We start from the raw sequence: 13,749 nt of genomic DNA, 5'->3' as shown, positions 1-13,749 counted from the left end.
AGAAGTTTTTCTCACTCGTATAAAAACAGTTCGTCAGTCTCTACTTCCCTTTAAAAACCGGGCGTCTTTTATTTACAAAAGCGTCTACCCCTTCTTTAAAATCTTCACTCTCTGATGCTTCTATTTGTAATTTACCTTCTAGCGCAAGTTGATCTTCAAGATTATTAGTCATAGATACATTGAGTAATCTCTTTGTAAGACCTATTGCCTTTGTAGGCATTTGTGCTAGTGTCACTGCAGTCGTGGTTACAGTATTATTAAACTCGTCTAGCGTGGTCACCTTATAAATCATACCCATCTTCTCTGCCTCTGTTGCAGATATTTTATCACCCAGCATCATCAATGCGCTTGCTTTACCAAAACCTATGAGCCTAGGCAAGAAAAACGTACCTGCACTATCTGGCACGAGGCCTATCTTGCTAAAGGCTTGAATAAAACTTACCTTCTCGTGTGCAATAACAATATCACAGGCTAGTGCAATATTTGCTCCAGCTCCAGCGGCAACACCATTTACAGCGGCAATAATAGGTTTTTCAATCGCTCTTATTTTTTCTATAATCGGATTGTAATGCTCCTCTAGTATTTTCTTAAATCCTGGATTTAATGTAGGATCTGTAATTTCTTTTAAATCTTGACCAGCACAAAATGCCTTACCACTACCGGTGAGAACAATGGCTCTTACTTGTGTATCCTTATTACAAGCATCTAACTCATCTTGCAGTAAGAATGCCATCTCACGATTAAAACTATTAAATACTTCTGGGCGATTAAAGGTGAGCGTTGCTACACCATTCTCTATTGATTTCTGTATACTACTCATATAACAAAGAATCCCGCTGCTGCGGGAATTATTTTAAACATTTAAAATAGTCAAAAGGTTCTTGACACGTATCACATTTAAACAATGCTTTACAGGCGGTAGACCCAAACTGACTGACCAGATGTGTCTCTGTAGAGCCACAGTTGGTACATTTTACTATCTTCTTATTTCCTAGCAGGGCTTCTTTATCTGCTTCTGGAGATAATGGTGCTGCAATACCGTATTTTTCAAGCGCTTCTCTACCACGTGGAGTTATCCAGTCTGTGGTCCAGGCCGGAGCGAGTACGAGCTGGATTTTTGCGGTTTTTCCCGCTTTCGCGAAAGCGGAAACAATATCATCTCCTATAACATCCATTGCAGGGCAACCGGAGTAAGTAGGTGTTATTTTTACACGCACAATACCGTCTTGCTCTATTGCCTCACGTACCACACCCATATCCATAATAGACAACACAGGAATCTCTGGATCGCTTACTCCTTCAAGTATTGAGATCAAATGCGGTTGTATGTTTTGCGTTTCTAATATCAATTTTTAAATATCGAATAAAGAATAACAAATATGAAACGCCTAAGTAATACTTCGATGTTCAAAATTCGATATTCTGTGTTCATAATTCTCTACCATTCCATATTTGGGTAGGTGCGTTGCATATATTGCATATCTGAAAGTATATATCCCATATGCTCTGTATGTATTCCTTGCTTACCTCCCTTGTGCCAGTACTTACTTTCTGGAATAGGTAATGTAGCTCCTTCAAGAACATCTCCTATCATTTTATAATAGGTCTCTTTAAGTGCTAAGGTATCTACTCCTACGCCTTGGGCTATCATAGCCTTATCTGCCTCTGTCTGGTAAAAAAGCTCATCTGTATACATCCACAATTCATTTACAGCTTCAAGAACACGAGTGTGACTCTCTTCTGTACCGTCACCTAGCCTGCGCACCCAGTCTGATGAGAAGCGCCAGTGATAGCTTACTTCTTTTATGGATTTTTTTGCAATGGCCGCCAGCGTCTCATCTTTGCTAGTTTCTAACGCTTTAAGAAATAAGAGATGAAAGGCATCAAAATAAAACTGACGTACAATTGTATATGCAAAGTCTGTATTGGGTTGCTCTACGAGTAACACGTTTTTATACTCTCTTTCTATACGTAAAAACGCAAGGGTATCTTCTGTAGCATTCTCATCACCTGAGACTTGTGCCGCATACTGAAAATAACTGCGCACTTGTCCAAACAAATCTAAAGAGATGTTTGTACCTGCAATATCTGTCTCTAGGCTAGGGCCGTGACCACATAATTCTCCCAGACGCTGCCCAAGTATCAAGCTATTATCTGCAATACCTATGATGTAGTTATATAAATCTTTGTTCATAATAAACTTTTAAAAATAAAACTGAAATTGAAACTATAATCGACCATCTTAGGTCTATGTCTTCATTTTTTGAGTTTGAGTTTCAGTTTCGATTTCGATTTCACTATTACATATGTTTTACCTCATCTGGCAAATCGTAAAATGTAGGGTGACGGTATACCTTATCTGCAGCTGGTTCAAATAGCTCTCCATTATTTTCTGGATTGCTTGCTGTGATATTATTGCTTTCTACTACCCATATGCTCACTCCCTCACTGCGACGTGTGTATACATCGCGAGCGTTCTCCATTGCCATTTCAGCATCTGCAGCGCGTAGACTTCCAAAGTGTCTATGCTCCAATCCGTTCTTGCTTCTTACGAAGACTTCCCAAAGGGGCCAATTCTTGCTCATACTAGACTGCTTTCTTAGTTTGATTTTTTCTTTCTTCTTTCTTTTTGGCGTGTGCCATTGCTGCATCACGTACCCACTCACCACGTTCCCAAGCGCCTACTCTATCTTTCATACGCTTTTTATTACTTGGCCCGTGACCTTTTACTACTTGCCAGAACTCCTCCCAGTCTATTTCTCCAAAATCGTAGTGTCCCGTCTCCTCATTCCATTTTAAATCTGGATCAGGTATGGTAAGTCCAAGCAACTCTGCTTGTGGTACAGTTTGATCTATAAATTGCTGGCGTAGCTCGTCATTAGTCTTACGCTTTAATTTCCATTTCATAGACTGGGCTGTGTGTACAGACTCTGCATCTGTAGGGCCTAGCATCATAAGTGACGGCCACCACCATCTATTAAGTGCATCTTGCGCCATATCTTTTTGCTCCTGCGACCCGTTTGAGAGTTTAAGCATAATCTCAAACCCTTGACGCTGGTGAAAACTCTCTTCTTTACACACTCTAATCATCGCTCGTGCATAAGGACCATAAGAAGTACTACAAAGCGGTACTTGATTTATAATGGCTGCACCATCTACTAGCCAACCTATTGCTCCCATATCTGCCCAAGTAACCGTAGGGTAATTAAATATAGAAGAGTACTTTGCCTTACCAGAGTGTAGTTGCTCATATAACTCCTCACGCGATACACCTAGAGTCTCACAAGCCGAGTATAAGTATAAACCGTGTCCTGCCTCATCTTGCACCTTTGCAAGTAACGCCACTTTACGACGTAACGATGGGGCACGTGAGATCCAGTTGCCCTCTGGCAGCATCCCTACAATTTCAGAATGTGCGTGCTGACTTATCTGGCGTATGTGGGTTTTACGATACTTCTCAGGCATCCAGTCTTTTGGCTCTATCTTTTCATCACGCGCAATGCGAGCATCAAAAAGATCTTCTAGGTTTTTTACTTCTTTATCACTCATAGCAATTTGTATTAGATTTCCGCTTTCGCGAAAGCTTAAACATCAAAATTTACTTTTACACGCTCTGTTGTAGGTACTGCCTGGCAACTTAATACTAGGTTTTGTGCTACCTCATCTTCTTCTAGCGCATAATTTATTTTCATCTCTACATTTCCTCCTTCTACCTTACACTTACAGGTAGAACACACCCCACCTTTACAAGCAAATGGAAGATCTGCCCCAGCACCTAGTGCCGCGTCGAGTATATTATCATACTCATCTGTCATAGTAAAGTGAAATTCTTTACCACCATCAATAATGGTAACTTCTACTCCCTCTACCTTTTGCTCTGCCAGTCGTGCAGCACGTTTTTTATCTTCTTCAGAGAGTCCTGTTACAAAGAGTTCGTAGTGTACTTTCTCTTTTTCTAAACCTGCCGCTACTAGCTCATCACGTATTAAGAAAATCATCTCTTCTGGACCGCAAATAAAAACCTCATCTGTAGTGCTTACATCGATAAGCGTTTTCGTAAGCGTCTGTAATTTTTCTGAATTAAATCTACCGTTAAAAAGCTCGATATCTCGTTGCTCTTTTGTGAGAAAATAAAATATCTCAAACCTTCCAAAATATTGATTACGAAGCTGTTCTACCTCTTCTTTAAAGATAATAGATTTAACCGTGCGGTTCAAATAAAACAGCTTGAAGGTCGCGTCTGGCTCTGCTGCTAGATGTGTCTTTATGATAGACAGCATAGGTGTTATACCACTTCCTGCCGCAAAGGCTACATAGTTTTTTTTCTTTTGTGTATCTACCGGCACTCCAAATTTTCCACTAGGCGCCATTACCTCTAGTGTGTCTCCGGTTTGCAACTCTTCATTTACATAGGTAGAAAAGAGTCCTCCTGGTATTTGCTTTACAGCTACCTTCCACTGCTGCTCTAGCGGACTAGAACAAAGACTATATGAACGTCTTACATCTTCTCCATTTATAATGGCTTTAAGAGTTAAATGCTGCCCAGCGTTAAAACTAAAATCCTGATAGAGATCTACAGGTACATCAAAGGTTACAACAGAACAGTCTGTGGTTTCTTTATAAATATCTTTTACTCTTAGAGAATGAAAAAGTGCCATAGTATAGTTTAGAACTATGTAAAACTAACGATTGTTAGTTAATATTACAACTATTTAACATAAACCACAAAAGCACAACAAGTTAACCCTACTAAATAGTGGTTTGTGATATATATCTCAATAAAAGTAAAAAGTAAGTTATGCAGTTTTAACCCCATTAAGTAGGGTCTCACAGAGAGAATCTATGAGCTTTGATCGTTGTAAATCTGCCTTTTTAGGAATCCACAGGTAGAGATTTCTTAAAGTTCCTAAGGTTGAAAAGAGAATTATTTCCTCATCTATATCCTTAAGTACATTTTGTGCTTTACCCTCTTTTATAATTTCTCTAAAGTGCTGCTCATAGCTACTACGTAAGGCAAGATACTTTTCTTTGCCCTCCCCCAGGTGCATCCAGTCATTATTGAGCGATGCCATTCCATAAGGATTATCTGCCGTGAGGTGTACGTGCTGGGCTATAACAGCTTCAAGTTTTTCTGCCACTTTTGTATCTGCAAGGCGTATGTCTTGTATGCCCTCGGTAAAACTTTCGGCTATGTTTACTATTACCTCGTTAAGTATTTCTTCTTTTGAGGCAATGTGATTATATAAACTTGCCGCTTTTACACCTACCTCTGCAGCGAGATCACGCATTGTTACAGCGCTATACCCTTTCTGTTTAAAAAGTCTTGCGGCTGTGATACAGATCTCTTGTTTTCGCGTAAGCGTAGTAGATTTCATTATGTGCAAGATAATGCACAACAACTAACTGTAAAAACATCTTAACTATTACAGCCAGATTATTACCCACTCAACATAAAAAAAGCCACCTTTAACGGGTGGCTTTACTATTATATCAAATCAAGACTATTGGTTTGTTTTACCATCACGTATTTTCTTGAGCTCCTTAGTCTCCTCTTTATATTCTTCTTGACCATCTTTGCCGTTCATCATTTTAGAACGGTTTTTTTCAATTTCTTCTTTATACTCTTCATTACCATCCATCACGTTTTTACGGTAGTCAATAAAAGTTTCCATCGCTTCTTCTCTTAAATCTTCATACTGTTCTGAAATTTCTTCAAGATTTTCTCTGAACTCATCATTATCTACATTCATCTCTGAGGTGAGTTCCATATACTCTTTCTTAAAATCTGATACATCTTCATTAATCTCCTCTGTGTTCATCCACATAGGCTTTGTAGCTTCTAGTGACATCACTGTAGGCTCCATAGCGCGTATCATTTTAATAGTATTAAAGTAGTTTGCTCCTTTAAGTTTATACATCTGTGAGCTCAACTCATTAAAACTTGTCCAGCCGCTTATCCCTACCACGCCTGTCTCATTTATATCATCTTGGGTACCGTTCATCTCAACTGGCGTACTATTTACTGCCATTGTTTCGGTTTGTGCTTGTATTCCTGTTGCTATTGCAATTGCAAATAACGATGTGATTATTGTCTTCTTCATAGTCTTATATTTTTTGTTTGATACAAATGTATAAGGACATCGAGGCTACATAAAATATATAGTTATAAGCCTATGCTAAAGTCTGGAGACATCCTTAACATAACCCTCCAGTCTCTTAACAAACGCTTGGGCATTAGCATAATTTTTCCAAATATTAACGAGTACTTATGATACTCCTTATTCTAAAAAAGGGGCTAATGGGCTTTATAACGCTTTCGCGAAAGCGAACTTATGAGATTCACGATCTAAGGGAGAGCAAAGCGATAAAGTGCAACAACACTCCCCACAATTATCAAACAAATCTTGAAATTATATGAGGACAACCACGACTTATGAATTAATTTTACGCTATGCATACAAACGTTGAGAGTAATCCTCTATTAGACAGGCTTCCGCCGCACTTAAAACAATATATCAAAGCACAAGATTATGAGCAGTACACGCCCATAAATCAAGCCGTATGGCGATATGTGATGCGTAAAAACGTAGACTATCTAAGTAAAGTAGCTCACGAGAGTTATGTAATGGGGTTAGAAAAAACTGGTATCTCTATAGATAACATTCCTTCTATGTACGGGATGAATCGTATCCTTAAAGAAATAGGGTGGGCAGCCGTGGCGGTAGATGGTTTTATACCACCTAATGCTTTTATGGAGTTTCAAGCTTACAAAGTGCTTGTTATTGCCAGTGATATACGCCAGCTAGAAAACATAGAGTACACCCCTGCGCCAGATATTATACACGAGGGAGCCGGGCACGCGCCTATTATTGCAAGTCCAGACTATGCGGAGTACTTGAGAAGATTTGGAGAGATAGGTGCAAAAGCTATCTCTAGTGCCCACGATATGGAAATGTATGAAGCTGTACGTACATTATCTATTCTTAAAGAGGCAGATGGCATCACACAAGAGGCCATAGACGCCGCTGAAAGAAGTGTCGAACAATTACAAAACAAAGAGGTACAGCCTTCTGAAATTGCACTTATACGCAACCTGCACTGGTGGACGGTAGAGTACGGGCTCGTAGGTACTGTAGAAAACCCAAAAATATACGGAGCAGGATTACTCTCTTCTATAGGAGAGAGCACCTGGTGTATGACAGACGAGGTAAAGAAAATACCTTACTCGATAGATGCTGCTTACCAAGAATTTGACATTACAAAACCGCAACCTCAACTCTTTGTCACACCAGACTTTGCATACCTAATGCAAGTCTTAGAAGAATTTGCAGGTACAATGGCAGTACGTAAAGGTGGCTGGCGCGGACTAAAAAAACTCATAGAATCAAAGCAAATAGGCACACTAGAACTCAACACAGGTTTGCAAGTAAGTGGCATTTTTACAGAGATGATTCAAAATGACGATAACGAGGTGGTTTACTTTGCTACTCAAGGTGAAACAGCACTTTCTTATAGAGAGAAAGAGCTTATAGGTCACGGAGTAAACCGTTACAAGAACGGTTATAGCTCTCCTCTAGGTAAGCTTAAGGGCATAAATCTCTCTATAGAAAATATGGGACCAAGAGACTTAAAAGCTTATGACTTTTATGATGGTAAGCCTATCTCTTTTGAATATGAAAGTGGCATCACCGTAAGCGGGTTAAATGTTACTGGGATGCGTAACCTAGGTGGGCAGTTAATGCTTATACAGTTTACAGATTGTACGGTAACTTATGGTGACAAAATTTTACACGACCCATCTATGGGAGACTTTGATCTAGTGATAGGCTCACAAATCGTCTCTGCCTTTGCAGGAGCGGCAGACTTCTTATCTTTTGATCTCATTACACACGTCGCAGAGACTAATACGGTAAAACCTACGCTCTCAGAAAAAGAAGACACGCTTAACAGGCTCTACCAGCAAGTACGATTACAAAGAGAAAGCAATCAAATAGACAAACAAGCACTTCTTGAGGTATTTACAAGCTTACAAAAAGACTATCCTCAAGACTGGTTATGTGCCTTAGAAATTTATGAACTCACAAAAGACTCCGCCGTACTCGCACATCTTAAAGAGGTGCAAAAACACAAAGAGAAGGTAGCACACCTCATCACAAATGGCCTAGAATTAATACAGTAAACTATGGGATTTTTAAGTAAGCTCTTTGGTAATAAAAAGGATAAACTTAATGAGTATATCTCTCGTGGCGGTATCATTATAGACGTACGCTCAAAAGCCGAGTATGATAGCGGCGCCATACCAGGCTCAAAGCACATAACTGTGCAAAACATAGCCGCCCAAGCCACAACGATTAAAAAATGGAACAAACCTGTAATATGCGTTTGTGCCAGCGGTGGCCGCAGTGCTACAGCCGCAGCCGTCCTTAGATCAAAAGGTGTTGAAGCTATGAATGGAGGTGCCTGGATGAGTGCTTATAAGAAAATGAATGAATAATCCTTTTTTACTTTTATTATCTAGAACCTCATAAAAGGATACACTTCAGTTAATGCTTGCTGTTTTTTTGTGAGATCAGTAATAAATTTTTGGTGAGCAGCGCTGTCTTCATTAAAAGGTTTGTGAGCTAACCCTTGTTGGACTTGAGCTACTTTTTTCATTATTTGTTGCGCTTTCGCGAAAGCGTACACCTCAATAAAACGCTCCCCTACATAGGTCACAGCTTGCTCAGATGGGTGTACCATATCACTTGCATAAAAGCGATAGTCACGTAACTCATCCATCACAATCTCATAAGCCGGAAAATAACTCGCCTCACGACTATCTACAAGTTGATGAACTGCTGTAAGTAAATGTGACTTGCTGCGGGTATTTTCTACTATACCATCTTTAATATGACGCACTGGCGACACCGTAAAGGCAATCTCAATTTTTGGATTAAGAGTTTTTGCCAGCTCACATATACGAGACAGACTTTCTTGAATTTCGGTGACAGATAGTAATTTTTTAGTAAAAGCTTGTTGAGGAACCTTGTGACAGTTTGCCACCACCTCATCACGTTCAAGATGTTTATAAACCCAAGCAGTACCTAATGTGATAAATAAATGAGAAGCGTCTATGAGCTGTTGCCTGAGCAATTGCTGCGCCTCTTGTAGGTATATCACAGCTCCTAGTCTCGTAAGGGCGTTTTTATCACTGTGTGCATAAAAAGATTTCCAGATGCCGTCTAGTTCAAAAACATCTGCTTCTGTATAGGTTTTATTTGCAACAGCATCTGCTACTAACCGTTCTAGTGCGACGGGATTAAAAATAATTCCAAACGGATTTGTAACCGCTTGGAATTTATAATATGCTAGCTTGTCACCTATGTTCTGCGCAAAGCAAGAACCTAACAACAATAATTTATGATCATACCCAAATTGACGAGCAGCAGGCTCTAACGCTATTTGGGTCTGTAGTTTCATTATACAAGATAGTTCTTAACCTCTGCAATGGCAGCGTCTATACCTGCTGGATTTTTACCTCCTGCAGTTGCAAAGAAAGGTTGTCCTCCACCTCCACCTTGGATGTGCTTTCCTAACTCACGCACGACAGTACCTGCGTTGAGATTTTTTGAAGCGACAAGCCCTTTTGAGATGTAGCAACTTAGTAATGCTTTACCATTTTGCTCTGTTCCAAATAGCAAGAATACGTTGTCTTTATTCTCTCCTAATTTAAAAGCAAGATCTTTAATAGCTCCCGCATCTAGATCTACCTTCTTTGCTAAGAAATCTACTCCATCTATATCTTCAAATTCTTTTGCTAGATCACCACTTAGGTTTTGAGCTTTCTCTTTTATAAGTGCTTCTACTTGCTTTTTTAAAGCAGCATTCTCATCTAGTAGGCTAGTAATCGCCTTTACTGGATCTTGATTCCCTTTAAGGGTTGCTTTTACTTGATTATAGGCTTCGGTTTCTGATGTAAAGTAATCTTTGGCAGCATCGCTAGTAATTGCTTCTATACGGCGTATACCAGATGCCACTGCCCCTTCTGAAGTGATTTTAAAATGCCAGATGTCTCCTGTATTTTTTACGTGTGTACCACCACAAAGCTCCATAGACTTCCCAAAGCGTATTGTCCTTACTGCATCACCATACTTCTCTCCAAATAATGCTATCGCTCCTTCTTGAATAGCTTGATCATAAGGAATACCACGTTGCTCTTCTAGAGATAAGTTTTCGCGTATGCGTGCATTTACAAAATCTTCTACCTCTTTTAACTCCTCGCTTGTCACTTTAGAAAAGTGAGAGAAGTCAAAACGTAGGTTTCTGCTATGTACCATACTTCCCTTTTGCTCCACGTGTGTTCCTAGTATCTTACGAAGCCCTTGGTGCAATAAGTGTGTTGCAGTATGGTTTGCAGCTGTACGGCTACGTTGCTTCACATCTACCACTGCCTTAAACGTTCCCTCGGTAGATCTTGGGAGGTTTTTGGCAAGGTGTATAATAAGGTTGTTTTCTTTCTTTGTATCTATGATATAAACCACCTCTCCGCTTGGAGTTTCTAGATACCCTTTATCACCTACTTGTCCTCCTCCTTCTGGATAGAATGGCGTAAGATTAAATACTAGTTGATATAACTCCCCGTCTTTTTTACTCTCTGTCTTACGGTAGCGAGTGATTTTTACAGATGCTTCTAGTGTATCGTAGCCTATGAATTCCTCTTCAGCATCTTCCTGTAAGATATTCCAGTCGTCTGTCTCAACTTTGGTTGCTGCACGAGAACGGTCTTTTTGCTCTTTAAGAGCAGCTTCAAAGCCAGCTTCGTCTAGTTTTAGATTTTTCTCACTAAGTATAAGTGCTGTAAGATCTATTGGGAAGCCATAGGTGTCATAAAGCTCAAAAGCCTTATCTCCAGAAACCGTATCTCCAGAGGTATTTGCAATTACATTATCTAATAAGATGAGTCCTTTATCAAGTGTACGCAAGAACGAAGCCTCCTCTTCTCTTATCACATTTGTAATAAGATTTTTTTGTGCTTCCAGCTCTGGAAAGGCTTCTCCCATCTGGTTTACAAGTGTAGAAACCAGTTTATAGATAAATGGTTCCTTAGTGTCAAGAAACGTAAACCCATAACGAATGGCACGACGCAGTATACGTCTTATCACATACCCAGCACCTGTGTTAGACGGTAACTGTCCATCTGCTATAGAAAATGAGACAGCTCTCACGTGATCTGCAATCACACGTACAGCGATATCTGTTTCTTCTGCCTCTCCACATTTTGATGAAGTAATAGTTTCTACCTCACGCATAAGCGGTGTAAACACATCTGTATCATAATTAGATTGTACACCTTGAAGAACCATACACAATCTCTCAAAGCCCATTCCCGTATCTACGTGCTGGTTAGGAAGCTTTGTGAGCGACCCGTTTGCCAGACGGTTGTATTGCATAAATACCAGATTCCAGATCTCGATTACGAGCGGGTGATCCATATTTACAAGTGACTTACCGTCTACGGCTGCTTTTTCTTCGGCAGAGCGTATATCTACGTGTATCTCAGAGCAAGGTCCACAAGGACCTTGAGCACCCATCTCCCAGAAGTTATCTTTCTTGTTTCCGTTTATAATGCGGCTCTCGTCTATATGTTTTGTCCATATATCATATGCCTCTTGATCGCGCTCAAGCCCTTCAGACTCGTCACCTTCAAAAATCGAAACATATATACTGTCCTTATCTACCTTTACTACCTCTGTAAGAAACTCCCAAGCCCAAGCAATCGCTTCTTCCTTAAAGTAATCTCCAAAAGACCAGTTACCCAGCATCTCAAACATCGTGTGGTGATACGTATCTTTTCCTACCTCCTCAAGATCATTATGCTTACCAGATACACGTAAACACTTTTGGGTGTCAGTAAGTCGTGAATTTTTTGGCGTAGCGTTTCCTAAAAAGTATTCTTTAAACGGAACCATTCCAGCGTTTGTAAACATCAGGGTCGGGTCATCCTTCAAAACCATTGGCGCAGAGGCGACTATGGAATGATTTTTGGACTTGAAAAATTCTAAAAACTGTTTACGTACCTCTTGAGATTTCATACGATAGAAGGTGTGGATAATTTATTTTATATTTGACTGTTATGAAGTTGAGAAATCACGCTTTCGCGAAAGCGCACAGCTCCATAAATAAACCTCAAAAATAAGCATTTTAACTTATGTCTAAGGTAAAATATTACTATGATAGTGAGACACTATCTTACCGAAAAGTAGAGCGAAAAAAGGGACGCACCTTTGGAGCCGCACTTATATTTATTGCTTCTTCTGCTCTTATGGGGCTTCTTATAACAATTGCTGTATTTAACTCTGGTGTAGATACGCCTAAAGAACGTAAGTTAGAGAGAGAACTTGCAAATATGTCTCTGCAGTTTGAGATGCAAGAAAAAAAACTCGATCAGATAGAACGCGTGCTTGCAAATGTAGAAGAGCGTGATAATAATGTATACCGCGTACTCTTTGAAGCAAGTCCTATACCTAATGATGTGCGTCTAGCCGGTTTTGGAGGAGTAAACCGTTATAAAAACCTTGAGGGTTATGACAACTCTGCTCTAATTACAAATAGCGCTAAGCGTATAGACCAGATCACAAAACGACTTGTTATACAATCTAAATCACTAGACGAGATTGCAAAACTCGCCGAAGAAAAAGAAGCTCTTCTCAAAACTATACCAGCCATACAACCGGTACAAAACAAGGACCTCTCTAGAGTTGCCTCTGGTTATGGTATGCGTGTACACCCTATTTTAAAGTATAGAAAAATGCACAATGGGATGGATTTTACAGCCCCTCCAGGTACACCTATTTATGCAACCGGTGATGGTACTGTAACAAAAGTAGGTTTAGGTAGCGGGTATGGTAAGATGGTAATTATAGAACACGGTTTTGGGTACAAAACCTACTATGCTCATATGAGCAAGTACAATACAAAAGTAGGACGCAAGGTAAAACGTGGAGAGATCATAGGTTATGTAGGTAACACCGGCCTCTCATCTGGACCACACCTACATTACGAAGTTTGGAAAAACGGTAAGGTGGTAAACCCAGTAAATTTTTATCACAATGATCTTACTCCTGAGGAGTATGATATTATGCTAGCTGCCGCTGCACTAGAAAATCAATCACTTGACTAATGCACATAGATCTTCCAGAAAAGCGATATTATAGTATAGGTGAGGTTGCAAAGGCCTTTGATGTAAACGCATCGCTCCTGCGCTTCTGGGAGAAAGAGTTTGACGTGCTTCAACCTAAAAAGAATGCGCGTGGCACTCGTAAGTTTACTCCAAGTGACATTAAGAATTTAGAGCTTATCTATCACCTAGTAAAAGAGCGTGGCTTTACACTAGAAGGCGCAAAAATCCATCTTAAGGAAGGAAAAAAGGAAATCTTGAGCAACTTTGACATTATACGCAAGCTAGAAGGCGTAAAGGCGCAGTTGCTAGAGATTAAAGGTGACCTCTAGATTGCCTTGCTATATCTATTATAGCGAGTATGATAAATAGTGTACTTACTAAAACAGCACAAAAACTCATCACAGCATAATCTCCATAAACCAAATGGTATAGTCCGGTAAAAACACCGAGCAATCCCATAGAGCCGAGTATATGTATTAGTTTTAAGGTCATAAACAATTTATTCATTAAGTCGATAAGAGTGCAAAAATCATACATAAAATGTTATGACTAGGCCCTCTTAACAAAACCTTATCCTTAATAGTTACATA

15 protein-coding genes are annotated in these 13,749 nt (G+C 39.7%); 4 read left to right on the top strand and 11 right to left on the bottom strand.

Features of this window, described 5'->3' with window-relative positions; genetic code table 11:
• Window positions 1–40: 40 nt before the first annotated feature.
• From ACFO5T_RS09490 to ACFO5T_RS09455, 8 genes are all read right to left on the bottom strand, one after another.
• Window positions 41–820 carry an enoyl-CoA hydratase-related protein gene (locus ACFO5T_RS09490; protein ID WP_380033878.1) on the bottom strand — a complete coding sequence of 260 codons (780 nt, stop codon included), beginning with the start codon at window positions 818–820 and terminating at the stop codon, window positions 41–43.
• A 28-nt stretch (window positions 821–848) separates the two neighbouring features.
• A complete protein-coding gene (gene paaD, locus ACFO5T_RS09485; protein ID WP_298353266.1) occupies window positions 849–1,349 on the bottom strand; it encodes a 1,2-phenylacetyl-CoA epoxidase subunit PaaD in 501 nt (166 codons plus the stop codon).
• 89 nt (window positions 1,350–1,438) lie between these two features.
• Entirely contained in the window at window positions 1,439–2,194 is a 756-nt protein-coding gene (paaC, locus tag ACFO5T_RS09480) for a 1,2-phenylacetyl-CoA epoxidase subunit PaaC (protein WP_380033876.1), read from the bottom strand.
• Between the two features lie 106 nt (window positions 2,195–2,300).
• Entirely contained in the window at window positions 2,301–2,585 is a 285-nt protein-coding gene (gene paaB / locus ACFO5T_RS09475) for a 1,2-phenylacetyl-CoA epoxidase subunit PaaB (protein ID WP_035327289.1), read from the bottom strand.
• Window position 2,586: 1 nt separating this feature from the next.
• Window positions 2,587–3,549, bottom strand: coding sequence for a 1,2-phenylacetyl-CoA epoxidase subunit PaaA (gene paaA, locus ACFO5T_RS09470; RefSeq protein WP_380033873.1), 963 nt, complete (start codon window positions 3,547–3,549; stop codon window positions 2,587–2,589).
• A gap of 35 nt (window positions 3,550–3,584) precedes the next feature.
• Window positions 3,585–4,658, bottom strand: a complete 1,074-nt coding sequence (paaE, locus tag ACFO5T_RS09465; RefSeq protein ID WP_380033871.1) for a 1,2-phenylacetyl-CoA epoxidase subunit PaaE — start codon at window positions 4,656–4,658, stop codon at window positions 3,585–3,587.
• Window positions 4,659–4,796: 138 nt separating this feature from the next.
• Window positions 4,797–5,375 (bottom strand): TetR/AcrR family transcriptional regulator, encoded by a 579-nt coding sequence (locus ACFO5T_RS09460; RefSeq protein WP_380033869.1) that lies wholly within the window; start codon window positions 5,373–5,375, stop codon window positions 4,797–4,799.
• A gap of 126 nt (window positions 5,376–5,501) precedes the next feature.
• Window positions 5,502–6,101 (bottom strand): hypothetical protein, encoded by a 600-nt coding sequence (locus tag ACFO5T_RS09455; protein WP_380033867.1) that lies wholly within the window; start codon window positions 6,099–6,101, stop codon window positions 5,502–5,504.
• Window positions 6,102–6,451: 350 nt separating this feature from the next.
• Here ACFO5T_RS09455 and ACFO5T_RS09450 point away from each other — a divergent pair, with 350 nt between their 5' ends.
• Window positions 6,452–8,179, top strand: a complete 1,728-nt coding sequence (locus tag ACFO5T_RS09450; protein WP_380033865.1) for an aromatic amino acid hydroxylase — start codon at window positions 6,452–6,454, stop codon at window positions 8,177–8,179.
• 3 nt (window positions 8,180–8,182) lie between these two features.
• Window positions 8,183–8,494 carry a rhodanese-like domain-containing protein gene (locus ACFO5T_RS09445; protein ID WP_380033863.1) on the top strand — a complete coding sequence of 104 codons (312 nt, stop codon included), beginning with the start codon at window positions 8,183–8,185 and terminating at the stop codon, window positions 8,492–8,494.
• Between the two features lie 20 nt (window positions 8,495–8,514).
• On the opposite strand, the gene ACFO5T_RS09440 is transcribed toward ACFO5T_RS09445, so the two are convergent.
• Both ACFO5T_RS09440 and alaS read right to left on the bottom strand, forming a co-directional pair.
• Window positions 8,515–9,459: a GSCFA domain-containing protein gene (locus tag ACFO5T_RS09440; protein WP_380033861.1), complete on the bottom strand. Its 945-nt coding sequence runs from the start codon at window positions 9,457–9,459 to the stop codon at window positions 8,515–8,517.
• Complete coding sequence (gene alaS / locus ACFO5T_RS09435; protein WP_380033859.1) at window positions 9,459–12,071, bottom strand: alanine--tRNA ligase; 2,613 nt, start codon at window positions 12,069–12,071, stop codon at window positions 9,459–9,461. Before alaS ends, ACFO5T_RS09440 begins: the two co-directional genes overlap by 1 nt.
• Window positions 12,072–12,187: 116 nt before the next feature.
• On the opposite strand from alaS, the gene ACFO5T_RS09430 reads away from it, so the two are divergent.
• Both ACFO5T_RS09430 and ACFO5T_RS09425 read left to right on the top strand, forming a co-directional pair.
• Entirely contained in the window at window positions 12,188–13,159 is a 972-nt protein-coding gene (locus ACFO5T_RS09430; protein WP_038599207.1) for a M23 family metallopeptidase, read from the top strand.
• A complete protein-coding gene (locus ACFO5T_RS09425) occupies window positions 13,159–13,488 on the top strand; it encodes a MerR family transcriptional regulator (protein WP_035327266.1) in 330 nt (109 codons plus the stop codon). The genes ACFO5T_RS09430 and ACFO5T_RS09425 overlap by 1 nt, the downstream gene beginning before the upstream one ends.
• Here ACFO5T_RS09425 and ACFO5T_RS09420 read toward each other — a convergent pair.
• Entirely contained in the window at window positions 13,472–13,651 is a 180-nt protein-coding gene (locus ACFO5T_RS09420) for a hypothetical protein (RefSeq protein ID WP_148305664.1), read from the bottom strand. The genes ACFO5T_RS09425 and ACFO5T_RS09420 overlap by 17 nt on opposite strands.
• Window positions 13,652–13,749 lie beyond the last annotated feature (98 nt).

The sequence above is a fragment of the Dokdonia genika genome, assembly GCF_042652845.1.
Taxonomy (GTDB): domain Bacteria; phylum Bacteroidota; class Bacteroidia; order Flavobacteriales; family Flavobacteriaceae; genus Dokdonia; species Dokdonia donghaensis.
Note: the sequence above shows the minus strand (reverse complement) of the source record. Positions and strands in the feature narration are given on the sequence as shown.